28 protein-coding genes and 1 riboswitch are annotated in these 23,151 nt (G+C 65.3%); of the genes, 16 read left to right on the forward strand and 12 right to left on the reverse strand.

Features of this window, described 5'->3' with window-relative positions; all coding sequences use genetic code 11:
- The first annotated feature begins 35 nt into the window (after positions 1-35).
- Entirely contained in the window at positions 36-617 is a 582-nt protein-coding gene (locus M2341_RS03665) for a MarR family winged helix-turn-helix transcriptional regulator (protein ID WP_264576568.1), read from the forward strand.
- 19 nt (positions 618-636) lie between these two features.
- Here the strand turns inward: M2341_RS03665 and M2341_RS03670 are convergent, their stop codons facing one another.
- Positions 637-1,767: a DUF1176 domain-containing protein gene (locus M2341_RS03670; protein ID WP_264584264.1), complete on the reverse strand. Its 1,131-nt coding sequence runs from the start codon at positions 1,765-1,767 to the stop codon at positions 637-639.
- Positions 1,768-1,874: 107 nt separating this feature from the next.
- Here M2341_RS03670 and M2341_RS03675 point away from each other — a divergent pair, with 107 nt between their 5' ends.
- A complete protein-coding gene (locus tag M2341_RS03675) occupies positions 1,875-2,744 on the forward strand; it encodes a 3-hydroxybutyryl-CoA dehydrogenase (RefSeq protein ID WP_264584265.1) in 870 nt (289 codons plus the stop codon).
- A 90-nt stretch (positions 2,745-2,834) separates the two neighbouring features.
- On the opposite strand, the gene M2341_RS03680 is transcribed toward M2341_RS03675, so the two are convergent.
- A complete protein-coding gene (locus M2341_RS03680; RefSeq protein WP_264584266.1) occupies positions 2,835-3,530 on the reverse strand; it encodes a PEPxxWA-CTERM sorting domain-containing protein in 696 nt (231 codons plus the stop codon).
- Positions 3,531-3,954: 424 nt separating this feature from the next.
- Entirely contained in the window at positions 3,955-5,532 is a 1,578-nt protein-coding gene (locus tag M2341_RS03685) for a hypothetical protein (protein WP_264584267.1), read from the reverse strand.
- A 139-nt stretch (positions 5,533-5,671) separates the two neighbouring features.
- Between M2341_RS03685 and M2341_RS03690 the strand changes: the two genes are divergently transcribed.
- Positions 5,672-6,454, forward strand: coding sequence for a transglutaminase-like domain-containing protein (locus M2341_RS03690; RefSeq protein WP_264576563.1), 783 nt, complete (start codon positions 5,672-5,674; stop codon positions 6,452-6,454).
- 14 nt (positions 6,455-6,468) lie between these two features.
- On the opposite strand, the gene M2341_RS03695 is transcribed toward M2341_RS03690, so the two are convergent.
- Positions 6,469-6,924, reverse strand: a complete 456-nt coding sequence (locus M2341_RS03695; RefSeq protein ID WP_264584268.1) for a COG3650 family protein — start codon at positions 6,922-6,924, stop codon at positions 6,469-6,471.
- 160 nt (positions 6,925-7,084) lie between these two features.
- Here M2341_RS03695 and M2341_RS03700 point away from each other — a divergent pair, with 160 nt between their 5' ends.
- The 4 genes from M2341_RS03700 (at position 7,085) to M2341_RS03715 (ending at position 8,893) form a co-directional block, all read left to right on the forward strand.
- A complete protein-coding gene (locus tag M2341_RS03700) occupies positions 7,085-7,873 on the forward strand; it encodes a DUF2726 domain-containing protein (RefSeq protein ID WP_264584269.1) in 789 nt (262 codons plus the stop codon).
- A 95-nt stretch (positions 7,874-7,968) separates the two neighbouring features.
- Entirely contained in the window at positions 7,969-8,223 is a 255-nt protein-coding gene (locus tag M2341_RS03705) for a DUF2061 domain-containing protein (protein ID WP_264584270.1), read from the forward strand.
- A gap of 105 nt (positions 8,224-8,328) precedes the next feature.
- Positions 8,329-8,463 (forward strand): hypothetical protein, encoded by a 135-nt coding sequence (locus M2341_RS03710; protein WP_264572020.1) that lies wholly within the window; start codon positions 8,329-8,331, stop codon positions 8,461-8,463.
- Positions 8,464-8,476: 13 nt separating this feature from the next.
- The gene (locus M2341_RS03715) at positions 8,477-8,893 is read left to right on the forward strand and encodes a DoxX family protein (protein WP_181558707.1); all 417 of its coding nucleotides are present in this window, start codon (positions 8,477-8,479) and stop codon (positions 8,891-8,893) included.
- Here M2341_RS03715 and M2341_RS03720 read toward each other — a convergent pair.
- Positions 8,890-9,117: a hypothetical protein gene (locus M2341_RS03720; RefSeq protein ID WP_264584271.1), complete on the reverse strand. Its 228-nt coding sequence runs from the start codon at positions 9,115-9,117 to the stop codon at positions 8,890-8,892. The genes M2341_RS03715 and M2341_RS03720 overlap by 4 nt on opposite strands.
- 100 nt (positions 9,118-9,217) lie before the next feature.
- Positions 9,218-9,607 carry a nuclear transport factor 2 family protein gene (locus M2341_RS03725; RefSeq protein ID WP_264585981.1) on the reverse strand — a complete coding sequence of 130 codons (390 nt, stop codon included), beginning with the start codon at positions 9,605-9,607 and terminating at the stop codon, positions 9,218-9,220.
- A 63-nt stretch (positions 9,608-9,670) separates the two neighbouring features.
- Here M2341_RS03725 and M2341_RS03730 point away from each other — a divergent pair, with 63 nt between their 5' ends.
- A complete protein-coding gene (locus M2341_RS03730; RefSeq protein ID WP_264576557.1) occupies positions 9,671-9,931 on the forward strand; it encodes a type II toxin-antitoxin system Phd/YefM family antitoxin in 261 nt (86 codons plus the stop codon).
- On the forward strand, positions 9,928-10,194 hold the full coding sequence (locus M2341_RS03735; protein WP_264574446.1) for a Txe/YoeB family addiction module toxin: 267 nt from the start codon (positions 9,928-9,930) through the stop codon (positions 10,192-10,194). The genes M2341_RS03730 and M2341_RS03735 overlap by 4 nt, the downstream gene beginning before the upstream one ends.
- A gap of 397 nt (positions 10,195-10,591) precedes the next feature.
- On the opposite strand, the gene M2341_RS03740 is transcribed toward M2341_RS03735, so the two are convergent.
- From M2341_RS03740 to M2341_RS03765, 6 genes are all read right to left on the reverse strand, one after another.
- Positions 10,592-11,110, reverse strand: coding sequence for a hypothetical protein (locus M2341_RS03740; protein ID WP_264584272.1), 519 nt, complete (start codon positions 11,108-11,110; stop codon positions 10,592-10,594).
- A 124-nt stretch (positions 11,111-11,234) separates the two neighbouring features.
- The gene (thiC, locus tag M2341_RS03745; protein WP_264584273.1) at positions 11,235-13,130 is read right to left on the reverse strand and encodes a phosphomethylpyrimidine synthase ThiC; all 1,896 of its coding nucleotides are present in this window, start codon (positions 13,128-13,130) and stop codon (positions 11,235-11,237) included.
- 29 nt (positions 13,131-13,159) lie between these two features.
- Positions 13,160-13,570 (reverse strand): DUF2065 domain-containing protein, encoded by a 411-nt coding sequence (locus tag M2341_RS03750; protein ID WP_264584274.1) that lies wholly within the window; start codon positions 13,568-13,570, stop codon positions 13,160-13,162.
- Between the two features lie 58 nt (positions 13,571-13,628).
- Positions 13,629-13,739, reverse strand: a riboswitch (TPP riboswitch).
- 4 nt (positions 13,740-13,743) lie between these two features.
- The gene (locus M2341_RS03755; RefSeq protein WP_264584275.1) at positions 13,744-14,283 is read right to left on the reverse strand and encodes a hypothetical protein; all 540 of its coding nucleotides are present in this window, start codon (positions 14,281-14,283) and stop codon (positions 13,744-13,746) included.
- Positions 14,284-14,316: 33 nt separating this feature from the next.
- On the reverse strand, positions 14,317-15,147 hold the full coding sequence (locus M2341_RS03760; protein WP_264584276.1) for a MipA/OmpV family protein: 831 nt from the start codon (positions 15,145-15,147) through the stop codon (positions 14,317-14,319).
- Between the two features lie 199 nt (positions 15,148-15,346).
- Positions 15,347-15,739 (reverse strand): hypothetical protein, encoded by a 393-nt coding sequence (locus M2341_RS03765; protein WP_264572030.1) that lies wholly within the window; start codon positions 15,737-15,739, stop codon positions 15,347-15,349.
- Between the two features lie 457 nt (positions 15,740-16,196).
- Here M2341_RS03765 and tgt point away from each other — a divergent pair, with 457 nt between their 5' ends.
- The 7 genes from tgt to bcp all read left to right on the forward strand — a co-directional run bounded on the left by tgt (position 16,197) and on the right by bcp (position 22,999).
- Complete coding sequence (gene tgt, locus M2341_RS03770) at positions 16,197-17,384, forward strand: tRNA guanosine(34) transglycosylase Tgt (RefSeq protein WP_264584277.1); 1,188 nt, start codon at positions 16,197-16,199, stop codon at positions 17,382-17,384.
- Between the two features lie 8 nt (positions 17,385-17,392).
- The gene (locus M2341_RS03775; RefSeq protein ID WP_264585982.1) at positions 17,393-18,535 is read left to right on the forward strand and encodes a cupin domain-containing protein; all 1,143 of its coding nucleotides are present in this window, start codon (positions 17,393-17,395) and stop codon (positions 18,533-18,535) included.
- Between the two features lie 7 nt (positions 18,536-18,542).
- On the forward strand, positions 18,543-19,091 hold the full coding sequence (locus tag M2341_RS03780) for a pseudouridine synthase (RefSeq protein WP_264584278.1): 549 nt from the start codon (positions 18,543-18,545) through the stop codon (positions 19,089-19,091).
- Between the two features lie 80 nt (positions 19,092-19,171).
- Positions 19,172-19,441: a type II toxin-antitoxin system ParD family antitoxin gene (locus M2341_RS03785; RefSeq protein ID WP_264584279.1), complete on the forward strand. Its 270-nt coding sequence runs from the start codon at positions 19,172-19,174 to the stop codon at positions 19,439-19,441.
- A gap of 4 nt (positions 19,442-19,445) precedes the next feature.
- Positions 19,446-19,754, forward strand: a complete 309-nt coding sequence (locus M2341_RS03790; RefSeq protein ID WP_264584280.1) for a type II toxin-antitoxin system RelE/ParE family toxin — start codon at positions 19,446-19,448, stop codon at positions 19,752-19,754.
- Positions 19,755-19,817: 63 nt separating this feature from the next.
- Entirely contained in the window at positions 19,818-22,535 is a 2,718-nt protein-coding gene (locus M2341_RS03795) for a bifunctional [glutamine synthetase] adenylyltransferase/[glutamine synthetase]-adenylyl-L-tyrosine phosphorylase (protein ID WP_264584281.1), read from the forward strand.
- On the forward strand, positions 22,535-22,999 hold the full coding sequence (gene bcp / locus M2341_RS03800) for a thioredoxin-dependent thiol peroxidase (protein ID WP_264585983.1): 465 nt from the start codon (positions 22,535-22,537) through the stop codon (positions 22,997-22,999). Before M2341_RS03795 ends, bcp begins: the two co-directional genes overlap by 1 nt.
- The last annotated feature ends 152 nt before the right edge of the window (positions 23,000-23,151 follow it).

Consider the following 23,151-nt stretch of genomic DNA (forward strand, 5'->3'; position numbering starts at 1 on the left):
GGGAGGTCTGCTGGAACGGCACGTAAGGGAGAATGATGGTCGACAAGGCTCCGTCCGCACAGGGTTCCACCAGCGAAGAGGACGCAGCGACATCGCGCAGCCTTCCGCGATTTGGCGGTTTTCCCATTGAGGATGCCACGCGACATCTCTCCAATTTCTACGCCGGGGCCAAGCCCGACGAGCGGACCGTCACCTTTTTCCGGACCACGCGCGCGCTGGTCGTGGCGGCACGGCGCTGGCGCAAGCTTGCCAATGACAAGGTCCGCAGTGTCGGGCAGAGCATGGCGCGGTGGGAGACAATGTATCTGCTCGCCTGCGCCCGCGATGACCTCTCCCAGCGCGAACTGGCCCAACTGATCGGCGTTGAAGGGCCGACCATGGCCCATATGCTCAACACGCTGGAACGCGACGGCCTGATCGAACGTGCGCAGAGCCAGGTCGACCGGCGGGTCGTCCACAACCGGATCACCGAGAAAGGGCTGGCCGCCACGCGGGATATCATGGCGATCACCAATGATCTGCGCGCGGACATCCTGCGAGACATTCCACCTGAGAAGCTGGCCATTGCGCTTGAGGTGCTGGAACAGGTCCACGCCCGGCTGGACGATTACTGCTGAGGCGCGGCGATGCGGCCGGTTACGGCCGTCCCGTTGCGGTCTCTTCCTTCAGCGAGAACAGCACCGGCCATTCCCAGGCGCCCCGGCAGACCGGCATGGAGCGGGCTTCCGTCAGCCGAAAGCGGGTGCCATCCCAGCGGTAGGTCTCCGCCGTGCCGCAGTCGCCAAGGCCCCGGCCCTTGGCGAAGCTGGAAAGCTCACCGCGTGAAGGATTCCAGCGGGCGTTCATGATCAGCGGCGGGGCGCTGGCATCGCCGGTGAAGCCGGGGAGATGATCAAACGGGGCGAAGGCGATTGTCCGGTTGCCGGGCTCGCCGCTTGCGATCAGCGGGACGGCGCTCACATTATATGCGCCCGCATCGCAGGGCAGCAGCAGCAGGACATGCCCCGCATCGAGCGTATGGAGATCGGGCTGGCGACTGCTCTCCAGCCCGCTCTCGCACTGCGCCAGGCGCTGGGCCGTGGCTTGATCTTGCGGCGTGAGCGCAGGCGTCGCCACATCGGCGAGGAGCGGGATCGTCTTGGGCAGCACGGGGTCGGCCGGCAGCGGCCGCGCCATGTCGGCCGGGCCATCACCGATGGCGGCAAGCGCGCCACGGCTGCCGATGCGGCCCTGCTGCTCATCCATATAGCGCAGTGCCGCCGCGACGCCCTGCAGCGACGGGGCGCCGATGACCGTCCGGTTGCGATCGTATAGCTCGAACACATAGCTGGAGCCCATGGACCGCACGACCTCCAGCGCGGTCTGGCCATCCAGCGCAATCGTGTCGCCATCGACCTTCTGCCGCACACGGCGCGTGCCATCGATCATGAAATCGACCCGGTCGCGCAGCCGGTCGGCCAGCAGCACGCGCAGGCTGGTGGCGCCCGCAGGGCCGCCATCGCGGTGAATGAGGATCAGCAGCCGGTTGGGCGTATCCACCCCTTCCGGATTCAGCGATACCGCACTGCAGGACAGGCGATTGTCGCAGCCCACGGCCCAGTTATCGAAAACACGCAGACGACCCAGCACCGGTTCTGCCACAACGGGCGCGGTCGAGAGGACAGACCCCGACGTCTGCTCGCCGCGCGGCGGGGCAGCGGGCGCGACCGTGGCCAGGCCCGTGAGAGCCAGCGCGCCCATGCGCAGAAGCCGTGAAATCCTTGTCATTCCGCGAGTCATAATGCAGTTGAAGCCAATGGTGTAGCGCCAAGCTGCATGTGTTGCGACAGCCCGTGGTCAGCAAGCCGGGCCAAGTGGATCGAAAGGACACAGATATGCGCAGAATCGCTGTGATCGGCGCCGGCCAGATGGGCGCGGGCATTGCGCAGGTGAGCGCTCAGGCCGGCATGGATGTGCTGCTGCGTGATATCGATCTCGCGCGTGCGGACAAGGGCAAGGCCGGGATCGAGAAGCGACTCGCGCGCGCCGTGGAGAATGGCAAGCTGGAGCAGGCGGATGCGCAGGCGGCGCTGGCACGGATCACGCCCGTGGTGGCGCTCGATGAGGTCGCCCGGTGCGATCTGGTGATCGAGGCCGCGACCGAGCGGGAGGACATCAAGCGCGCCATCTTCGCGGAGGTGGGCGCGGTCCTGGCGCCGGATGCGATCCTTGCAACCAACACCTCGTCCATTCCGATCACGCGGCTCGCGCAGGCGGCGCCCGACCCGGCGCGGTTCATCGGCGTGCATTTCTTCAATCCCGTGCCGGTGATGGCGCTGGTGGAGGTCATTCGCGGCCTCGCCACCTCGCCGGAGACGGTGCAGGCGGTGGAGGTCTATGCGCAGGCGCTGGGCAAGGAGGTCGTCCATGCGTTCGACGCGCCGGGGTTCATCGTCAACCGCATCCTGCTGCCGATGCTGAACGAGGCGATCTTCGCGCTCGGCGAGGGCGTGGCCAGCTTGAGGGACATCGATAGCGCGATCAAACTGGGCCTTAACCACCCCATGGGTCCACTGACCCTGGCTGATTTCGTGGGCCTCGATACCTGTCTGGAGATCTGCAAGGTGCTGCAGGAGACGACGGGCGATCCCAAATTCCGGCCGGCGCCGCTGCTCGTCAAATATGTCGAAGCCGGCTGGCTGGGGCGCAAGACGGGCAGGGGCTTCTACGATTACGCCGGCGACGAGCCCGTGCCGACGCGGTGAAAGGCCTTTCGGCGCGCGCGCTGGCCGCACAGCAAGGAGCCCCGTGTCCGCAGACACGAGGCTCCCGCTCCCACATCGTAAAGGCTGTGCTTAGCTGAAGCTGATCGCCATGTTGGGGCGGCGTGCGCGCAGCGTGCGGCCGATCGCAGCGAAACCGATGATCATCATCGCCCAGGTGGCCGGCTCCGGCACGGCGGGCTTGACGGTGTAGAACAGCAGGTCCTGCTTGCTGCTGTTGGTCGCGACCCAGAAATCCAGATTGCTGTTAATCGTGCCCTTGTTGGCAAGGTAGGAATTGGCGGTGTTGATCAGCGCGGACTCGCCTTGGCTCGCCCATTCGAGCTCGAAGTAACCGGCGCCCAGGTTCTTCGAGTTGCTCGTTTCGTAGCGAGTCTCCCAAAGCGCCAGTTGCAGGGCAGCGGACTGAGTCTTGTCGCCACCGGCATAATTGCTCACCAGCGCGGCGACGTCGTTATAAAGAGAGCCGCCCAGATAATCGCTCAGCGACACGACATTGAACGTGCCGGTGCTCGAGTCCTGGGTGACTTCGAGACAGTAAGCCAGGAAGCTGACCGCCTTGCCGTCCCACGTGCCGGAGATATTCTGGGGCGAGAACGAGCCGCTGTAGGAGGTGGTGTTCCACCACGACGAACCAATGCTCACCTCGCCGCTCGGGCTGCTATACTGCGTCGAGAGGTTGTTGATGACGAAGGTGCTCGCGTTCGCGGCAGTTGCGGAGGCGATAGCGGCTGCACCGGCAGCGAGAGCGATAAGCGTTTTCTTCACGGCGATGTTCCCTTCAAAAGTCCTGAAGCCGGTGTGAAGGAATACATCTCGATACAAAATGGTATTAACTACGATTGGACGCTCGTTAACTTCGATTATCGCAAAATAATCAGGAAATTCTGAGAGGAAGTTTTAAGAGATTTAGTTAATGATCCAAATGGGGTCATTAACTATGATGAGCGTTTATAAGACGCTACATTTGCGAGTGGCGTGAGGCTGCGAATCGGGAAACAATGAAGGGGCGGCGGCGCCGCTGCCGCATTTCACGATTGTCGCCCCGGGCTTGACCCGGGGTCCAGTTGGCCTTCTTGCGAAGAAGGCGTGCCGCTTGAAACGTCCGAACACGGAAAGCCGCAATGTATTTGGCGATGCGCGCGAAAGAAAAGCTGGACCCCGGGTTAAGCCCGGGGTGACGGTGGGGGGCTCAATTTCCCCTGATATTCTCGCCGCCCTCATCTCCGGCATCGTCGGCCTGCGCCGCTGCGAGGTCCTGCAGCAAGGCGTCCACATCGAGCGGCTGGCTGCGGTCATGCGCCTCGATGCGATCGCGCAGGCTCTGTGCCCACGTCGCGCTGGGGCCGCCGTGCGGATCGAACGCCAGCGGGCCAAGGTTGATCAGCGCGTCATTATAGCGCTGATCCCGCAGCAGCTGCATCACCAGCATCGTGCGGAGATTTTGGTCGAACGGCGCCAGCACCACAGCGCGCTCCAGCCCGGCCACCGCATTCTCCGTCGGGCGCCGGCCCTGCTCAAGGAAGCTGCGGTAGAAATATTGCAGGGGCAGCGGATGATTGTTCTCGAACCTGTTGAGCTCGATGAACGGGCGTCGCGCTTCGGCATAGGCCGCGCTGGCGTCCGGGGCGGATTCCGCCTTGCGGAACAGCGCCCTTCCTTTCGCCAGATAGGCGCTCACCTGCCGGTCATCGAGCTCGAGGGCGGTGTTGGCAGCGGCGAGGGCGGCATCCTCATGACCCGCTTCCAGCTCGGCTTCGGCCAGCGTGGCGTGCAGCGCGGCATCGTTCGGATAGCGCGGCGCGAGAGCACGCAAGTCCGCCACCAGCGTCTCCAGCTCCTCGGGCGAGGGACGGTTCTTGAGCTCGATCCGCAGCGGCATGGCCGCCGCTTCGCCCTCACTCAGCGCGCGGACCGAGACAGGGCCGGGCTTGAGTGTGGCGGCAGGGAGCTCCAGATAGGTCATCCGGCTCTGCCCCAGATATTTGTCCAGATCCCGCTGCAGGGCATTGAGATCGCCAAAGGCGCCTGTCGCCGCGTCCGTGAGGCTTTTGCCACTGCGCAGCAGGCGCAGATAGATCGCCAGTTGCCCGGGACGCTCCTTGCTGAACGTGAGGTAATGATAAAGCAGCCAGCTCCGCCCATAGAAGGCAGCGCCCTGGGAGGCGGATTTCGGATAATGGCCCGAATTGAGGATTTGCGCGACGGGGATGACATCGCCGTACATCAGGTCGCCGGCGCGGTGCCTGGCGGGCATCCCCAAGCCGACATTGCCGTTCTTGCGGAATTGGGCAGAGGCGAAGAACTCGGCGGCGCCTTCCGAAAACCAGAGCGGCATGCCGTAGCTGCTGGTCGAGATCAGATAATGGTGCGCATATTCGTGCAGCAGCGCGAGCATCGGCATATCGAGCGTGGTGTTGCTGGTCTTCACCCGGGGAACGATGGCGAAGGCATCCCCCGCGCGCGGCACGTAGAACGCGTAGGTATATTTGCTGTCGCCGCCCTGCAGCCTGCGCACGTCCTTGTCGCTGCGCACGACATAGACGGTCACGCGGTTGGACGGGCTGGGCGGCTCCATCTCAACCGAGAGCACATAGCCCATGGCGTGGTGGAAGCGTTCGAGCTGGTCGGAGAATTGTTTGATCTCCTCCGGCTTCTGGTCGGCATAGATGACGAAATTCTCGCTGGAGGCTTCCAGCCAGGCCGCCTGCGCAGGCGGTGCCATGGTCGCAAAGAACAGTGCGGCCCATGCTAACAGTTTGATCGGCATTGCTATTCATCTCCCCCACGATCGGACGCTAGGCAGGCGCGCGAGGGACGACAAGGGTGAAATGCGGCTGTCCGCGATGCACGATGTCTTTTTTAGAGCGCCCCCCGCCACCAATATGCCGCCCGCACGTTGCGCGGGGATGAAACTGCGTATCCATGCCGCGATCGATTATGCGCTGCCCCAGCCGACCGATCTCATCCTCCATATCGAAGCGGCGCATCTGCCCGAGCAGACGGTGTCCGATGCCCGGCTGGACCTGAGCGTGCTCGATCATTTCGCCCGTGTCGCCGCGCACGATCATATCGGCGAGCGCGTGCTGATGCGCGCGCAGGGGCAGTTGAAGGCCGATTATCATGCGACGGTGGAGATCCACCGCCTGCTGGCCGATGTGAGCGGGCTGGAAGCGCTGCCGCCGCACATGCTGCCGGGCGAGGCCGTGCAGTATCTGCTCGATTCTCATTATTGCCCGGGCAGCCAGTTCATCAGCTTCGTCGGCGAGACGTTCGGCGATCTGCAGGGCGGGCAGCGCATCGCCGCGATCCGGGATTATGTCAGCGGACATTTCCATTACCTGCCCGGCGTGAGCACGCCCGAAACGACGGCGCTGCAGACCTTCGTGCGCCGGCAGGGCGTGTGCCGCGATTTCGCCCATATGGTGATCGCGCTCGCCCGCGCCTCCTGCATCCCCGCCCGCTTCGCCAGCGTTTATGCGCCCAATGTCACCCCGCAGGATTTCCACGCCGTTGCCGAGGTCTTCCTGGATGGCAGCTGGCATCTGGTCGATGCGACCGGCATGGCCACGGAAGGGGAGATGGCCAAGATCGGCATCGGCCGGGATGCGGCGGACGTGGCCTTCCTGACTTCCTTCGGCCCGGTCATCATGAACAGTCAGACGGTCGAGGTTGAGGTGGTTGAGCAATAAAGCCGGCGTCCGGCTCAGGGCGCCGCATCGCCCTTGAAGGGATGGGCATCGGACCAGGCGCAGCCCGAGCGCAGCGCATCGCCGATCTGGAGCGTGGCCACGAACGGATAAGTGCGGTCGGACATGCCGTCCGAACAATCGCCCGGCGTCAACGTCATCGTGAAGGGCGCCGCGTTCAGCGTGCCGCTCCATGAGAGGCCGCCGCGCCCATCGAACCGCTCCACCGCGACCCGCTCGCCCTTGGGCGTCTCGGGCGTTTCATAGACCAGCGTCTTGCCGACGACCTGACCACCCCAGAACGGCTCAGTGCCGGTGAAGCGCACGGTCTCGTTCGCCGCAATCTCCGAATAAGGGCGGTTGTCGTCGCGATTCCCCGGCACATTGGGCTCATCGCCATGCGACTGGCAACCGGCGAGCAGCAGCGCGAGGGGCAGCGCCCGAACGATGTTGAGAGTGGCGGCGTCGATCATGCCTCCCCTCTGCGCCCGCTATGCTTTGCGGGCAAGCGCTTTGCGATGCGAGCGGCAGGTGGGAGCGTCGCCCACGTTCAAACACCCATTAACTTCATGCTGTTAGTGACAGGTCGAGTCGGAAGCGACTTGCGCTGACCGCACTTGCCGGGTGATGCTGATGCCACAGGAAATTCTCGCACTGATCGACAAGCCGTGGCTGCTCTTCATGCTGCTGCTTGCCGGCGCGCTGTTCGGCATGGTGATCGAGCGGTCTCTCGAGAAAGCGAGCCGTGCCAAGCGTCGCGCATGGTGGGAAAAGCGCAATGCGCGGCGGGCCTATCATGCCGGCATGGGGGTGCAGGATAGTCCCCGGGCGGGCCTGCGTGATGGACCGGACGCGGCCGACCAGCTCCGCACGGTGATGAACGCATCCTTCTTCCCCCGCGCCCTCCTCAACAAGCCGGAGCGACGGCTGCTCGCCCATATCGACCGGGCGCTGGCCGAGGATGCGCCGGGCTGGCGGGCGATGGGGCAAGTGTCGCTCGGCGAGATTCTGGGCAGCCGGGATCATGAGGCGTTCCGCGCCATCAATGCCAAGCGGGTCGATCTGCTGATTGTCGACCGGGATTGCCGGCCGCTTCACGCGGTGGAATTTCAGGGCACGGGCCACCATCAGGGCGCGGCTGCCGCGCGCGACGCGGTGAAAAAGGAAGCCCTGCGCCGCGCGGGCATCGGTTATGTGGAGGTGACGAGCGGGGACAGTCCTGCCGATGTGCGGGCGATCATCCGCAAGCTCTATGCGCGGGACGGTCAAAAGCCGCGGAAGGCCGCGGTGCCTGCGAATGGCCCGCGGCCCGATTCCGGTAGGACGTCGCCCGCCGTCACCGCTCAGACCCAGGAAGCCGATACGGTGCGGGTGATATTCGGGAGGAAAGGGGTGGAGCACACGCCCGATCCATCACTGTAAGCGGATCAATCGATTGGAATTTGCGAGCGGTTCTCAATAAATGATCAGCCACCCCGCTGCCGTGCCCGGCGCGCGGAATGAGATTGAGGACTGCCATGCCCCGTGACCTGACCAAGACGCTGACCTATCTGGCCGTTCACCTGACCGTCGGGTTCACGGTGGCATATCTGCTCACCGGATCGCTGGCACTGGCTGGCGGCATCGCGCTCATCGAGCCAGCGGTGAACGCGGTGGCGTTCTTCTTCCATGAGAAGGCGTGGAAGGCGGCCGATGCCCGTGCGGCGGCGGCTCCAATAGCAGTACCGGGCGCGGCGTTCGATACGCGCATGGCGGCGGTGCGCTGGGGGTGATCGTCCGACGGACAGGCGATCCGCGAATAAACGCGCTTTTGCAGGGCGACAGGCGTAGGATGCGCGCTGCGGGCTGATGCGCTCGCGACCCCGAGAGGAACGCCAATGGCCAAGGGCCAGAAAAAGTCGAACAAGGAAGTCCGCAAGCCGAAGGCGGAAAAGCCGCCCAAGCAGAATGCGTCCCAGCCCAGCCAGAAGACCGGCGTGGTCAAGGGGCTGGAGAATATGCGGAACAGCTAAGGTCAGGCGCGCGATGCCCACCTCCTGGCGACGACGCGCGGCACGGTGGGTGCTGGCGGCGGCGTATCTGGTCGCCGGCACTGCGCATCTGCGCACGCCGGCCGGCTTCATCGCCATCACGCCGGACTGGGTGCCCTGGCCGGCGCAGGTGGTGATGCTGACGGGCCTCGCCGAGATCGCCGGGGCGCTCGGCCTGATGATCCCGCCGCTGCGCCGCGCGGCGGGCATCGGCCTCGCGCTCTATGCGCTGTGCGTCTGGCCGGCGAACCTCAACCATGCGCTGGGTGACATCGCCATCGGCGGCACGCATCTGGGCTGGTGGTATCATGCGCCCCGGCTGGCGCTGCAACCGGTGATCATCTGGTGGGCGTTGTGGGCGAGCGGCGTGACCGACTGGCCCTGGCGGACCGGCGCCGCGCGCAAGCCCTAGCGCGCGCTGCCCACGCCGCCCTTCTTCGCGCCGGCAGATTTGGCGGGGGCCTTGGCACCGGCTGGCTTCCCGCCCGCCTGCTTGGCCTTGTGCGCGGCAATGTCCGCATCGATCGCCGCGATCCGCTCCCGCTCGGGCGTGTCGCGCGGCAGGCCTTTCAAGCGGCAGGTCGCCCACAGGGCCTTGCGCTCGGATTCCAGCGCCTTGAGATACAGATCGGCCATGCCGGCTCCTACGGGTTGCGGGGAAGGGGAGCCATCCCCTAGCGCATGGCGGGCGCGGAGGACAGAGCCGTGCGCGGCGCACGGGCGGCGCACGCCCGGCTCAGGCCAGCGTGACGAAAATCTCCGCCTCGATCACCCACTGCCCGGCGACCTCGCGCCACTTGGCGGTGTAAATGCCCGAGGCCGCCAGCGCGCCACTCTCCCGCGCCACACCCCGCCATTCCCCCTGCTCCAGCGCGATCGGCTCGACCGGCGAGACGGTGATGGCGGCGGGGATGCGCTCATAGACGAGCCGGCTGGGCGAGGCGAACTCGCGCTGCCACACCTTCAGTTGAGCGGCCCGCCCGGCGATGACGGCGCTATCCGTGCCGGTGATCATCACGCAGTCCTTGCCCAGGATCGCGCCGATGGCCTGCGCGTCGCCATCGGCAATGGCGCGATTGAAGGCGGCGCGGCGGGCGCGGATGGGGAGATCGATGGGGGTGGTCATACGGTCCGTGCCGGGAATGGTGACGCAATTGACATTGTACAAAGCTCTGTCCATATTCAGGATATGCAGGCTGTATCCTATTCCGAAGCGCGCGAGAATTTGAAGTCGATGATCGACAAGGTCGTTGCGGATCGCGCACCGCTGGCCATCACGCGTCAGCGTGGTGAAGGAGCGGTGCTGATCTCCGCGAGCGAATGGGCGTCGATCGAGGAAACACTGTACCTGCTGAGTTCGCCCAAAAATGCCGAGCGCTTGCTGGAAGCCGTGCGGGGCTTCGAGGCGGGCGGTGCCGGTGTTGATAACGAGGGCGTGCCACTCCCGTGAACGTGACGTTCTGGCCGACGGCGTGGGAAGATTATCGCCATTGGCAGGACCATGACCCCAAAATGTCCGAGAAGCTCAACGGGCTGATCGAGGAATGCCGGCGACATCCCTTCAAAGGCACCGGCAAGCCTGAGCCGTTGGGTGGCAATTTGTCAGGCTGGTGGTCGCGGCGGCTCAACCATGAGCATCGGCTGGTGTATCGGGTGGCGGGGAGCGGGAAGGACCAGACGCTACAAGTGGCGCAGTGCCGGTATCATTATTGAGGGATGCGACGTAACACGCCGCATCCCCCTGAATTATGTCGAGAGGGTAAATTTTACAGGCGCTTGCAGTGCTCACAAAGTGGATGCCCGCCAGTGCCGTTACGGCGGTTATAGCTCTCAATGTTATTCCCCTCGGTGCATTTGTTGTCGTTGTGATGCACTCGAGTGCCAATCTTCGCTGAATAAAATGCCGATACCTTGGCCATGTTCGTGGCCCTTTCTATCTTGCTTTTGATAAGATAACGAAGGGCCGCACCGTGTGGCACGGCCCGGTCTTAACCAACCGTTATGATCCGGGCCATATTCCACATGACGCACCTCCTTTCCTTCGGGAAGGCGGCACGCAAACCTTTTCGACGGGGCGTTGCATGTCGCTGGGAGTTAGGGCGGCGGCCGGTCATTGACTGGTCGCCGTTTTTCTTGAAGCAGGTGATTTTGTTTCGACATCTCGATTACGGGCGGTCGATAGAGACCACTTTTGATCGATCAGAATAATTTTTCCGTCGAGTTTGAGGCGGGAAAGTTGTGGGCTGAGACTTGTGCGAACGATCTCATGGCGACCATAGGCATCCGCAAAAAACTCTAGTAGCTCGCCGGCCGTGGCACCGCGCTCAAACTGCTCCGAAAGAGCTTTTAGGACCAGTTGTTTGATCGTGAGCCTGTCATAAGGCGATCGACGAGGACTGAAGTCGGGCCTTGTCGTCTCCAGCCGTTGCTCAACCTCTTTGTCGCTATTGGCGCCAAAGGTAAGTTGGGGCTGCTCGGGTCCATAGTCGATTAAGGACACCGCACTCCGTGCCCGTCTCACCTCTGCTAGTTCTCTTTCGAGAGGAATAATTTCCGCGCGCAGACTTGCCAGCCGCGCAATCAAATCGGCTTCATGCTTTTCAAGGAGATCACGCACAGTTCGTGCCATGCGCACCTGATAGCGCGCACGACTCGGATTTGCAAGCGGTTGGTTGTCAAAAACTCATCTAGCGACAACGCAAACGCAACGTCAAGAATCTAGAGGGGAGTCTGTTAAGACTGGAAAGGCAGCTTCAATCCCGCTCCCGTCCGCCAGCGCCCATATACAGCTCGCTCCCCGTCTCGCGGAACACCTTGCTCATCTCTTCCATCCCCTTGAGCGCCGCGGCCTTGCTCGCAGCCGCCGTCTCCGCGCCGCTCGGCCCGGTGGCGATGAAGCCTTCCACGCCCTGATTCTGCTTGCCGGCGAAGTCGCGCACTTCCTGCGTGATCTTCATCGAGCAGAATTTCGGGCCGCACATGGAGCAGAAGTGCGCGGTCTTGGCGCCTTCTGCGGGCAGGGTCTGGTCGTGATATTGTTCGGCGGTTTCGGGATCGAGGCTGAGGTTGAACTGGTCGCGCCAGCGGAACTCGAAGCGGGCGCGGCTCAGCGCATCGTCGCGGACCTTGGCGGCCGGGTGGCCCTTAGCGAGATCGGCGGCGTGGGCGGCGAGCTTGTAGGTCACCACGCCCACCTTCACATCGTCGCGGTCGGGCAGGCCGAGATGCTCCTTGGGCGTGACGTAGCAGAGCATCGCCGTGCCATACCAGCCGATCTGCGCGGCGCCGATGCCGCTGGTGATGTGGTCATAGCCCGGCGCAATGTCCGTGGTGAGGGGGCCGAGGGTATAGAAGGGCGCCTCGCCGCAGACCTGCAGCTGCTTTTCCATATTCTCCTTGATCTTGTGCATGGGCACATGGCCCGGCCCTTCGATCATCACCTGCACATCCTGCTTCCAGGCGCGGTGGGTCAGCTCGCCCAGCGTGTAGAGCTCGGAGAACTGCGCTTCGTCATTGGCATCGGCGATGGAGCCGGGGCGCAGGCCATCGCCAAGGCTGTAGGCGATGTCATAGGCCTTCATGATCTCCGTAATCTCGTCGAAATGCTCGTAGAGGAAGCTCTCCTTGTGGTGCGCGAGGCACCATTTCGCCATGATCGATCCGCCGCGCGAGACGATGCCGGTAACGCGCTTGGCGGTCATCGGAATATAGGCCAGGCGCACACCGGCATGGATGGTGAAATAATCCACGCCCTGCTCGGCCTGTTCGATGAGCGTATCGCGGAAGATCTCCCAGGTCAGGTCCTCGGCGATGCCACCGACCTTCTCCAGCGCCTGATAGATGGGCACGGTGCCGATGGGGACGGGCGAATTGCGGATGATCCACTCGCGCGTGTCGTGGATGTTGCGGCCGGTGGAGAGGTCCATCACCGTGTCCGCGCCCCAGCGGATCGACCAGACCATCTTGTCGACCTCGCTCGCCACGTCGCTGGCGACGGCGCTGTTGCCGATGTTCGCGTTGATCTTCACCAGGAAGTTGCGACCGATCGCCATCGGCTCGCTCTCGGGGTGGTTGATGTTGTTGGGGATGATGGCGCGGCCGCGCGCCACCTCATCGCGCACGAACTCGGGCGTCACATAATCGGGGATGCTGGCGCCGAAGCTCTCGCCATCGCGGACATATTCGGCGAGGCGGGCGCGGCCGAGATTTTCGCGCTCGGCAACATATTCCATCTCGGGCGTGATGATTCCGCGCCGGGCATAATGCATCTGGGAGACATTGGCGCCAGCCTTGGCGCGCAGCGGTCGCTTGACGACATTGGGGAAGGGGCGGACACCGCCGGAGCGATCCGGGCCGAGCTGGCCGTTGTCTTCCGGCTTCACCGCGCGGCCATCATAGGCCTCGACATCGCCGCGCCCGAGAATCCAGTCGCGGCGCAGGGCGGGAAGGCCGGCCATGATGTCGATCCGCGCGTCCGGGTCCGTATAGGGGCCGGAGGTGTCATACACGCGCACCGGCGGCTCGCCGGAGCTGGGCTCGAGGTGAATCTCGCGCATCGCCACGCGGTGCGGGCCGACATGGATCTTGCGGCTGCCACGAATGGGTCCGGTGGTCACGCCGATCTCGGCCTTTGCGGGGATGTCAGCCATGGGGATAAGCCTTTCTGTGAACGGAGGAATCAGAGGAAACCGGCACGGCCGGTGAGCCCGGCGATGCCGAGCAGGAGACCAAGGACGATCCCGGCGATCGCCCAGATGCGGGTCGCGGTCGCGGAGGAGACCGCGCGGCCGATGCGCAGCACTGGCCCCGGCACGGCGATCAGCAGCGCGCCCTTGATGAGCGCACCCCAGCCAAACAGCGTGACGAGGGTCGCGAGCGGATCGGTCAGACTGCTGTGGGCGAGCACGAGGGCCGCCCCGATGGCGAAGGTCACCGCACCGGCGAGCAGCACCAGCCCGGGCGCGCGGTCGAAATCATCCAGCAGCGCCCGCCAGCGTTGCGGCGCGGAGAGGCCGGCAAGGCCGATGAGAATGAGATAAAGCCCCAGCACCTGCGCCAGTTGCAGGGTGAGCACGCTGCCCGTCATCATCGCCGCCACCCTCCTCTCAAGGGCCGGCCCGCCTGTGGCTAAGGGAATGAGGGTGGCAAGACTGGCCACGCTCCGCTCCCTCCGCCGGTACGAGCCGGTTCAGGTTCAACGGGTCGGATGGCGCTACCCATCCCTCTCAGCCAGTCAGCAGGCTCCCCGGGGAAGGGCTATCCTTACCCTGCTTTGTCGACGGGGCCAAGCTGTAAACCGGGCTCGCCGAAGAGCAGTCGCGTCAGAGATTGCGCGTCCGGGGCCGGTTGGAAGCGGGAAACTGGCAGCAGATGCAAGCCCGGGCGTCGGGCTTTGTTCCCTTTTGCATCTGCCTTGCTGTGCTTGACGATCTTTCCATCCAAGCTAGGCATTTTTTCGCCGGGCATGCCTCCGTAGAAGCCATATCCAGTGATCATCAGCGTTCTGAGATCATGACGCATAAGAACGACGCAACCTGAAGGTTTATCCTCCAGGCGCTTTTGAACAGGAAAATGGCGAGCACGCCCGGCCGCATGGAGCGCCTTGAGCTGAATGTGCCTCACTACCCCGCGCGCTTCGATGATCACGTCATGCCCGGCATTGTCGACCTCGCTATGCGAGACAGCGAGGTCGAATTCGCCTTCCTCCCAAAGCTGACTCCCTATTGCCGCAAGAAAACGGTGTTCGAGAATAGCCTCTCGGGTCGATGAGTGCGTGAAAAGCGCTTGGGTCCAACGTTCCATGGCGCACCGGCGTACCGGCGCGCCGCCATTTCGTCAAAATGTGTAGGCCAGTCCCGCGCCGAACATCCACTGGTTGCGCGATCCGGCGAGGCGGACCACAGGGCTGTCGGCGATGTCGCCGAGCAGGCGGGTATAGGCGACGCCACCGACCAGCGAGAGGCCGCCCGAGAGGTCTCCTGTCAGGGCGATGTTGCCGGCAGCTGCGAGAGTCCAGTCCTTCCAGCCGCTGCCGGCGTTGTAAACGGGCAGGGTGCTGGCAGCGCTCTGTGCGGGGGTGATCGAGAAATAGGTGCCGGCATAATCGCCATCGACATGATTGGCGCTGAAGGACACGACCGCGAGGCTCTTGGTGCTCAGCGGTGTCATGTAGCTGACCGAGGGGGTGATGATCGTGCCGCCATGGGCGCCCGCGACGTCCTTGCGCGCGGTGACCGTCGCGGAGAGGCGGTCATAATTGCTGGTAATGAGGCCCCAGCGGGCAATGCCGGCATAGCCGCCGAGCTCGACCGAGGTGCCGACCTTGCCGAGCGCGCGGATGCGCTCGTCGTCGATCTTGTCGACATTGGTGCGGTTGAGGCCGATGGTGGCGACCGGACCGAGCTGGAAATCCCAGCGCGAGCCGCCATCGTTGATCAGATCGATGCTGGCGCGATTGCCGACATACAGGAAGTTGAGACCGCCCAGCTTGCCGACCGCACCGGGCACCGGCGTGATGCTGGTGCCGTTGGCGCCCTCATATTCCGGGATCACTGCGGCGCCCAGGCCGATGGTCAGCCGGTCCCCCGCGCGGGCGCGTGCGGCTTCACGCTGCTCGGCAGCTTCGCTTGCCGCCGTTGTGGTCTGGCCGAGGGCGGGTGCCGACAAAGCGGGTGCGACGGCCAGAATGGCGAGAAGACAAGGGGATAGGGAGGGGAAAGGGCGCAAGTTGAAACTCCGACAAGAGGCTGATCCGTGCAACGCCGCAGGAGGCAGAAGGCTCCCGCCGCGCCGATCACGCCCGTCTCTGCGTCGACAATCCTGTCCGCCTGCGTCCTTCCGGCATCATGCAGCATGCCGTGCGCGGTCAGTTGAGCCGCATCAGTCCCGCCACGGTGAGGGCCAGCCCGCAGACCAGCGTCAGCGCCACCCAGATACGCTGCATGTTTGCCAAATTGCGCAGCCAGAAGTGGAAGTAGAGGTCCGAGAAGGCGAGCACGACCAGCGCCTCGATCATCATGATGCCGCCAATGGCCTTCATGATGCAGGTGAGGATATCCGCCGGAATCCAGGGATTGGCGAGATAGACCGCTGCCCCGAGGATCAGCTCCACCAGCCCGCAAAGCAGTTGCAGGGCAGGCGACTGCTCGATCTCCTTGACCATCGTCTGCCACAGGCCGGGCTTGCGCAGCGCGCCGATGGCGGCAGCCAGCGTAAAGGCCCCGAGCAGCATGGCCGCCCAGGCCGTTGCATCAATCATGTCGAACTCTGCCACTGATCTCTCCCGATGATGCCCCCCCCGGGCAGCATGGGGCAGGCGATTGGTCCGGGGCCTTGTGGGCTCCTCGGCTGGCGCGGACTTTAGCGCGGGTGCGCGGGCGGTCCAGATGGAATTTTTGCGGGATTATCTGACGGCGGTGAAGGAAGGTTGCCGGTGGGTTTCATGCCCTCTCCCCTTGAGGGAGAGGGATGCGCAGACTTGGCAGCCTGCTGCCTTAGTCGAAGCTGGGAGAGGGGTGAGCGATCCCCAGGATCGCGCGGATCAGAGATCCGCCACCCCTCATCCAACTCCGCCTAGCCGCCAGAAGGCGGCAAGGCTGCGTATCCTTCTCCCTCAAGGGGAGAAGGGTGAAGGGTGTTCGCTATATCCTCTTGGCTTGACACACGTCGCCCGCCGGGGGGGTGTCAATGCGGCCGTGGCGCGCTATGGCGCGGGCATGAGCGACAGCGCCCCGCATACTCCCCCGCCCTTCCGCGTGCCCGCCGATCCGCAGTCGGCGCGGTTCGCCTTCAACGTTCAGGCCACGCAGGGCAAGGCCCGCACCGGCGAGATCGTCATGAAGCGCGGCGTGATCCGCACGCCGGCCTTCATGCCGGTCGGCACGGCGGCGACCGTCAAGGCGATGCGTCCGGCGGAAGTGCGCGCGGCGGGTGCGGATATCATACTCGGCAATACCTATCACCTGATGCTGCGACCCGGTGCGGAGCGGGTGGCGGCGCTGGGCGGGCTGCATGCGCTCTCCGGCTGGGAGCGGCCGATCCTCACCGATAGCGGCGGCTATCAGGTGATGAGCCTGTCTGCGCTCACCAAGGTCACCGAGCAGGGCGTCGCCTTTGCCAGCCATATCGATGGCTCGCGCCATATGCTCAGCCCCGAGCGATCGATGGAAATCCAGCGGCTGCTCGGCAGCGATATCGTGATGTGCTTTGACGAGTTGGTGCCGACGACCACCAGCCGCGATGCGCAGGCACAGGCCATGGAGCGCTCGATGCGCTGGGCGGCGCGCTCGCGTGCGGGCTTCGATGCGGGCGGAGACCATGCCGCGCGGGCGGCGCTGTTCGGCATCCAGCAGGGCGCGCTCGATGAGGAACTGCGCAAGCAGTCCGCGCAGGCGCTCGTGGAGATCGGCTTCGATGGCTATGCGGTCGGCGGCCTCGCGGTGGGCGAGGGGCAGGAGGCGATGTTCGCCTGCCTCGACCATTGCGTGGGCCATCTGCCGGTCGAGAAGCCGCGCTATCTGATGGGCGTCGGCAAGCCGGACGATATTGTCGGTGCGGTCGAGCGCGGCATCGACATGTTCGATTGCGTGCTGCCGACCCGCTCCGGGCGCAACGGGCAGGCCTTCACTTGGGCCGGGCCGCTCAACATCCGCAATGCGCGCTTTGCCGAGGATCCGACACCGCTCGATGCGCGCTGCACCTGCCCGGTCTGCGGCAGCGTCAGCCGCGCCTATCTGCATCATCTGGTCAAGGCCGGCGAGATGCTGGGCGCGATGCTGATGACGCAGCACAATCTCCATTTCTATCAGGCGCTGATGGCGGGGCTGAGGGATGCGATCGCCGCCGGGCGGCTCACCGAGTTCGCGAGCCGCTTCCGCGCCGATTATGCGAGCAAGGCGTTTTGAGCGCGCCCTTGCAGCTCGCCGATTTCGACATCGACCTGTTCCTGCGGGAGTATTGGCAGCGCAAGCCGCTGCTCATCCGCAATCCGTGGAGCCAGTGGATCAACCCGCTGGAGCCGGACGATCTCGCCGGCCTCGCCTGCGAAGATGAGGTGGAATCGCGGCTGATCACCCAGGCCGGCACCGACTGGGCCGTCGAGCACGGACCGCTGGACGAGGCGCGCTTTGGCGCGCTCGGCGATGCGCCATGGACGCTGCTGGTGCAGGCGGTCGATCATTACGTCGAAGAGGTGGCCGCGCTGATGGCGCCCTTCCGCTTCATCCCCAATTGGCGGATGGACGATGTGATGGTGAGCTACGCCACGGACGGCGGGGGCGTCGGGCCGCATTTCGACCAATATGACGTGTTTCTGATTCAGGGCGCGGGCAAAAGGCGCTGGCAGATCGGCGGGCTGTGCGACGAGTCGACCCCACTGCGCCCCCATGACGACCTGCGGTTGCTTGCGGACTTTGTGCCGACGCAGGAATGGCTGCTGGAGCCGGGCGACATCCTGTATCTGCCGCCGGGTGTCTCTCATGATGGCGTGGCGGTCGGGCCGGATTGCATGACCTATTCCATCGGTTTTCGCGCACCCTCCCAGCGCGACCTGATCGAGGACTGGAGCGCGCATGTCGCCGAGGGGCTGGCCGAGGATGACCGTTATGCCGACCCCGGCCTGCCGCCACAGGCCAATCCTGGCGAGATCACGCCCGAGGCGCTAGCCCGGCTGCACGATCTGGCGACGCAGGCGCTGGCGGATCGGGTCGGCTTCGCACGCTGGTTCGGGCAGGCGAGCAGCACGCCCAAATATCCGCAGGCAGACTGGCGCCCCGAGGCGCCGGTGCTGGTGGAGGATGTGCAGGAGGCGTTGAACGACGGCTTGCCGGTGCGACGCAATCCGGCCAGCCGGTTCGTGTTTGTCCGTGACGGGGCGGATGCCTTGACGCTGTTCGTGGACGGCGAGGCGTTTGCCTGCGCGGGGGAGGCGGCGCGCTTCGCCGAGCAGCTCTGCGCAGGGGATGACGTGCCGGTGAAGACCCCGGATGCGGCGGTGCTGGCGCTGATCGCAGCGCTGGCCAGTCAGGGCAGCGTCACCCTCGATCCGGAGGATTAAGCGGACGATGGCGCGGCTCCTCCTCTTCAATAAGCCCTATGGGGTACTGCCGCAGTTCACCGATGCGCGCTCGCCGTCGCCACGACCGACTCTCTCGGCCTATATCGACGTGCCAGGCGTTTATCCCGCCGGGCGGCTGGACCGTGACAGCGAGGGACTGCTGCTGCTCACCGATGATGGCCGCTTGCAGGCGCGCATCTCCGACCCCCGCTACAAGACGCCCAAATCCTATCTGGTGCAGGTGGAAGGCGAGCCGGACGAGCCGGCGCTCGAGCGCTTGCGGCGCGGCGTCATGCTCAACGACGGCATGACCCGCCCCGCGCAGGCCGACTGCATCGCCCCGCCGGACCTCTGGGAGCGCGATCCGCCGATCCGCGTGCGCAAGAGCGTGCCCGATTGCTGGCTGCGCCTCACCATCAGCGAAGGCCGTAACCGCCAGGTTCGCCGGATGACCGCAGCGGTCGGCCACCCCACCTTGCGGCTGGTGCGCTGGCAAGTGGGGGACTGGACGCTGGACGGACTGGCACCGGGAGAATGGCGCGAGGTGGCGGTTTAGCCCTCCCAATCCTCACCGCGGGATTGAAATGCGCATATGATAGGATTAAATCCTACTGGTTCGTCCCGCAGGAGCTTACCATGCGATCTACGCAGCAACTGAGCGTGACATTGCCCATCGATATGGCGGCGCAGGTCAAGGCGCGGGTCGCGTCGGGTGAATATGCCAGCGAAAGTGAAGTGATCCGGGATGGGCTGCGAGCTCTTCAGGCGCGAGAGCAGGCTGTGGAGGCCTGGCTGCGTGAAGACGTCGCGCGGACCTATGATGCGATGCAGGCTGACCCGCGCCGCGCGCGGTCTCCGGCGGACGTGAAGGCCGCGCTGGCCGCAGAACGCGCCGCCACGTCCTGATCGAATGCAAAGCGTGGTCAGTTTTGCGCCGGAAGCCGAAGCGCAACTGATCTCCTTGTTCCGCTATATTGCTCGCGAAGCGTCCGCCGATATCGCCAGTCGCTACGTCGGAGCCATTGTCGAGCATTGCGAGAAGCTCGCCGATTTCCCCCACCGCGGGACACCGCGCGACGACCTTCGCCCTGGTCTGCGCACGATCGCTTTCCGGAGGCGGGTGACGATTGCTTATTCGGCCATCGGCGTGAGCGTCACCGTTCTCGGTATTTTCTATGGCGGGCAGGATTTCGCGACCTTGCTTGCCGATGACGCTTGAGGTGTGCTCGCGTCACGCCCACCCACTCTTCCCGCCCAACCCTCCTGCCGCTAAGAGGCGGCAATGGAGAGCCTGACCACCACCCCTATTACCGATGCCCTCGCCCGCGCGCGGGCGCATTCGCCGTTTCTGGCGCGGCAGATCGATGTCTATCCCGAGCTGGTTGCACTGCTGCTTCAGGGGGATGCGGAGGCTGCATGGGCGGCCGGGCGGGCGTTGGAGCCCGATGCGGCGGTGGATCGGCGTCTGCGGGTGCGGCGCAGCGCGCTCGCGCTGGTGGCAGCGATTGCCGATCTGGCCGGACTCTGGGATCTGGATATCGTCACCCGGCGGCTCTCCGACTTTGCCGACGAAGCCATCGAAACGGCGCTGAACGCGGCCTTTGCCGAGCGCTACCCGGATGAGGCGCCGCGCGGCATCGCGGTGATCGCGCTGGGCAAGCATGGCAGCCGGGAGCTGAATTACAGTTCGGACATCGACCCGATCCTGATCTTCGACCCTGAAACGATCCCGACGCGCGGTAAGGAAGAGCCGCAGGAAGCAGCGCTGCGGCTGGCGCGGCGGATGGTGGCGCTGCTTACCGAGCGGACCGGGGACGGCTATGTCTTCCGGGTCGACCTGCGGCTGCGCCCGTCGCCCGAGGTTTCGCCGATCATCCTGCCGGTCGAAGCGGCGATCAGCTATTATGAGAGCGCGGCGGTCGGCTGGGAGCAAGCGGCGTTCGTGCGCGCCCGCGCGGCGGCCGGCGACATCGCGCTGGGCGAGGAATTCCTCAGCACGATCCGGCCGTTCGTCTGGCGGCGCAGTCTGGATTTCGGTGCGATCCGGGCGATCAGCGATGTTTCGCGGCGTATCCGCGCGCACTACGCCAGTGGTCAGCGCTTCGGCCCCGGCTTCGACTTGAAGCGCGGGCGCGGCGGCATCCGCGAGGTGGAGTTCTTCGCGCAGGCGCACCAGCTCATTCAGGGCGGGCGCAATCCCGCGCTGCGGGCACCGGCCACGCGCGCGGCGCTGCGCGTGCTGGGCGAGGCGGGGTTGATCAAGCCTGACGAGCGCGCGCGGCTCGATGCGGCCTATGTGATGCTCCGCACGATCGAGCATCGCCTGCAGATGGTCGATGACCGGCAGACGCACATGCTCCCGGAAAGCCCGGCTGCGCTCGAGAATGTCGCGCAGCTGGCCGGCTATGCCGACGGCGCGGCGCTGCTCGCGGCATTGCGGCCGCATGTCGAGGCGACCGGCCTCACTTTCGATGGGCTGGTCGGCGAGGATGAGGAAGGCGATGATCGCCTGCCCGATGAGCCGCGCGCACTGGCGCAGCGTCTGGAGGACATCGGCATCGAGGAGACCGAGCCCTTCGTCGCGCGCATCACCCGCTGGCGGGACGGCAGCCTGCGCCCGCTGCGCAGCGCCCCGGCGCGCGAGGCACTGGAGGAGTTGCTGCCCGGCCTGATGCGCCAGATCGCCCGTGCGCCGGCGCCGCTGACTGCGCTCAACAAGCTGGATCAGGTGATCGAAGGCCTGCCCACGGCGGTCAATCTGCTGCGCCTGCTGGTCGCGCGCCCGGCACTGGCCGAGACGCTGGTGACGATCCTCTCGCACGCGCCCACGCTGGCCGATGCGCTGGGGCGGCGCGCGGCACTGTTCGACGGGCTGATCGACCAGAGCGCGCTCGATCTGCCGCCGGATGTGCCGACGCTCATCGAGACGATGCGCACGCATGATGCGGGCGACGACTTCCAGCACCGGCTCGATCATGTCCGCCATGTGGTGGGCGAGCGGCGCTTTGCGCTGGGCGTGCAGATCGTCAGTCGTGAAGTCGATCCGCTCGAGGTTGGGCGGGGCTATGCGCGGGTGGCGGAGGCGGCGGTGGACGTGCTCGCCGCAGCCGCCGTGGCGGAGTTCGAGCAAACCCATGGCCGCGTGCCGGGCAGCGAGCTGGCCATCCTGGCGCTCGGGCGCTTCGGTGGCGGATTGCTCACCCATGCCTCCGACCTCGATCTGATCTTCCTGTTCAGCGGCGATTTCAACGCGGAATCGGATGGGCGCCGGCCTTTGGGTGCGACGCTTTATTATAACCGCCTGTCCCAGCGGGTGATCAACGCGCTCTCCGTGCCGACGGCCGCCGGCGCGCTCTATGAGGTCGACACGCGGCTGCGCCCCTCGGGCAATCAGGGGCCGCTGGCGGTCAGCTTCGAGAGTTTCGCGCGCTATCAGGCCGAGGCGGCGTGGACCTGGGAGCATCTGGCGCTCACCCGAGCCCGCCCGGTGTTCGGATCGCCCAGCGCCCGTGCCGCGCTGGACGAGATCGTCCGGCAGACGCTGATGGTCGAACGCGACCCCGCGCAATTGCTCGCACAGGCCGTGAAGATGCGGCGCGACATCGCCACTCACAAGCCGCCGGCCGGGCCGCTCGACGTGAAGCTGATGCCGGGCGGGCTCGTCGATCTGGAATTCCTCATCCATGTGACGCAGCTCACCCATCGCACCGGCTTCTCGCCCAGTCTCAACGTCGCGCTGGAGAGGCTGGTCGCCGCCGGGCTGCTGGATGGCGCGTTGCGCGAAGCGGCGGACCTGCTGACTCGCTATCTGGTCGTCGCTCGCCTCGTCGCGCCGCAATCGAGCGAGCCTGTGGAGGAGAGCCGCTGGCTGGTCGCACGGGCCTGCGGGGCCCGCGACTGGGGCGAGCTGCTTGCCCGAATCGATGCCGCGCGGCAGATCATCGCCACGAGCTGGAACGCGCTGGCCGGCCAGGCGGCGCCATCGGAAGGAACGACATGATGCTGAGCCAAGGCGATACCCTGCCCGACGTCACTCTCACCGGTGCGGACGAGGCGCCGATCCGGCTCGCGGATTTTCGTGGCAAGCCGCTGGTCGTCTATTTCTACCCCAAGGCCGATACGCCGGGTTGCACCACCGAAGCGATCGACTTCACCGGGCTGATCGGTGATTTCGGCGCGCTGGGCGTGCCGGTGATCGCGGTCTCCAAGGATGCGCCGGCCAAGCTCAAGCGCTTCGCCGACAAGCACAGCCTCGCCGTCACGCTGGCGTCCGATGGCGATGGCAGCGTGTGCGAGGCCTTCGGCACCTGGGTCGAGAAGAGCCTTTATGGCCGCAAATATATGGGCATCGAGCGCGCGACCTTCCTGGCCGATGCGGACGGCAAGATCGTGCGCGTGTGGCCCAAGGTGAAGGTGAAGGGCCATGCCGCCGAGGTGCTGGAGGCGGTGAAGGGGCTGGGGTGAGGACCGCGCCGACCCTGAGATGTGTATGGCACGGGGCCATCAATAGGCGATGACAAGCCGAAACTACCAAGCCGAGGTGATTGACCTCGTTGCCTGGGGGTGTGGGTTGCCTTGCGAAAAGGTGCACCTTTCGGATCGGCTCCAGGGTCTCG

Source organism: Sphingobium sp. B7D2B (genome assembly GCF_025961895.1).
In the GTDB taxonomy this organism is placed as follows: Bacteria; Pseudomonadota; Alphaproteobacteria; order Sphingomonadales; family Sphingomonadaceae; genus Sphingobium.

Excerpts from the sequence above, each read along its gene's own strand:
- M2341_RS03750 (WP_264584274.1), bottom strand. The coding sequence starts at position 13,570 with ATGATGACGGGCAGCGTGCTCACCCTGCAACTGGCGCAGGTGCTGGGG.
- M2341_RS03785 (WP_264584279.1), top strand. The coding sequence starts at position 19,172 with ATGCGATCTACGCAGCAACTGAGCGTGACATTGCCCATCGATATGGCG.
- thiC (WP_264584273.1), bottom strand. The coding sequence starts at position 13,130 with ATGGCTGACATCCCCGCAAAGGCCGAGATCGGCGTGACCACCGGACCC.
- M2341_RS03725 (WP_264585981.1), bottom strand. The coding sequence starts at position 9,607 with ATGACCACCCCCATCGATCTCCCCATCCGCGCCCGCCGCGCCGCCTTC.
- M2341_RS03665 (WP_264576568.1), top strand. The coding sequence starts at position 36 with ATGGTCGACAAGGCTCCGTCCGCACAGGGTTCCACCAGCGAAGAGGAC.
- M2341_RS03755 (WP_264584275.1), bottom strand. The coding sequence starts at position 14,283 with ATGGAACGTTGGACCCAAGCGCTTTTCACGCACTCATCGACCCGAGAG.
- M2341_RS03765 (WP_264572030.1), bottom strand. The coding sequence starts at position 15,739 with ATGATTGATGCAACGGCCTGGGCGGCCATGCTGCTCGGGGCCTTTACG.
- M2341_RS03700 (WP_264584269.1), top strand. The coding sequence starts at position 7,085 with ATGCCACAGGAAATTCTCGCACTGATCGACAAGCCGTGGCTGCTCTTC.
- M2341_RS03690 (WP_264576563.1), top strand. The coding sequence starts at position 5,672 with ATGAAACTGCGTATCCATGCCGCGATCGATTATGCGCTGCCCCAGCCG.
- M2341_RS03715 (WP_181558707.1), top strand. The coding sequence starts at position 8,477 with ATGCCCACCTCCTGGCGACGACGCGCGGCACGGTGGGTGCTGGCGGCG.
- M2341_RS03685 (WP_264584267.1), bottom strand. The coding sequence starts at position 5,532 with ATGCCGATCAAACTGTTAGCATGGGCCGCACTGTTCTTTGCGACCATG.
- M2341_RS03730 (WP_264576557.1), top strand. The coding sequence starts at position 9,671 with ATGCAGGCTGTATCCTATTCCGAAGCGCGCGAGAATTTGAAGTCGATG.
- M2341_RS03705 (WP_264584270.1), top strand. The coding sequence starts at position 7,969 with ATGCCCCGTGACCTGACCAAGACGCTGACCTATCTGGCCGTTCACCTG.
- M2341_RS03740 (WP_264584272.1), bottom strand. The coding sequence starts at position 11,110 with ATGGCACGAACTGTGCGTGATCTCCTTGAAAAGCATGAAGCCGATTTG.
- bcp (WP_264585983.1), top strand. The coding sequence starts at position 22,535 with ATGCTGAGCCAAGGCGATACCCTGCCCGACGTCACTCTCACCGGTGCG.
- M2341_RS03790 (WP_264584280.1), top strand. The coding sequence starts at position 19,446 with ATGCAAAGCGTGGTCAGTTTTGCGCCGGAAGCCGAAGCGCAACTGATC.
- M2341_RS03695 (WP_264584268.1), bottom strand. The coding sequence starts at position 6,924 with ATGATCGACGCCGCCACTCTCAACATCGTTCGGGCGCTGCCCCTCGCG.
- M2341_RS03780 (WP_264584278.1), top strand. The coding sequence starts at position 18,543 with ATGGCGCGGCTCCTCCTCTTCAATAAGCCCTATGGGGTACTGCCGCAG.
- M2341_RS03795 (WP_264584281.1), top strand. The coding sequence starts at position 19,818 with ATGGAGAGCCTGACCACCACCCCTATTACCGATGCCCTCGCCCGCGCG.
- M2341_RS03720 (WP_264584271.1), bottom strand. The coding sequence starts at position 9,117 with ATGGCCGATCTGTATCTCAAGGCGCTGGAATCCGAGCGCAAGGCCCTG.
- M2341_RS03675 (WP_264584265.1), top strand. The coding sequence starts at position 1,875 with ATGCGCAGAATCGCTGTGATCGGCGCCGGCCAGATGGGCGCGGGCATT.
- M2341_RS03670 (WP_264584264.1), bottom strand. The coding sequence starts at position 1,767 with ATGACAAGGATTTCACGGCTTCTGCGCATGGGCGCGCTGGCTCTCACG.
- tgt (WP_264584277.1), top strand. The coding sequence starts at position 16,197 with ATGAGCGACAGCGCCCCGCATACTCCCCCGCCCTTCCGCGTGCCCGCC.
- M2341_RS03710 (WP_264572020.1), top strand. The coding sequence starts at position 8,329 with ATGGCCAAGGGCCAGAAAAAGTCGAACAAGGAAGTCCGCAAGCCGAAG.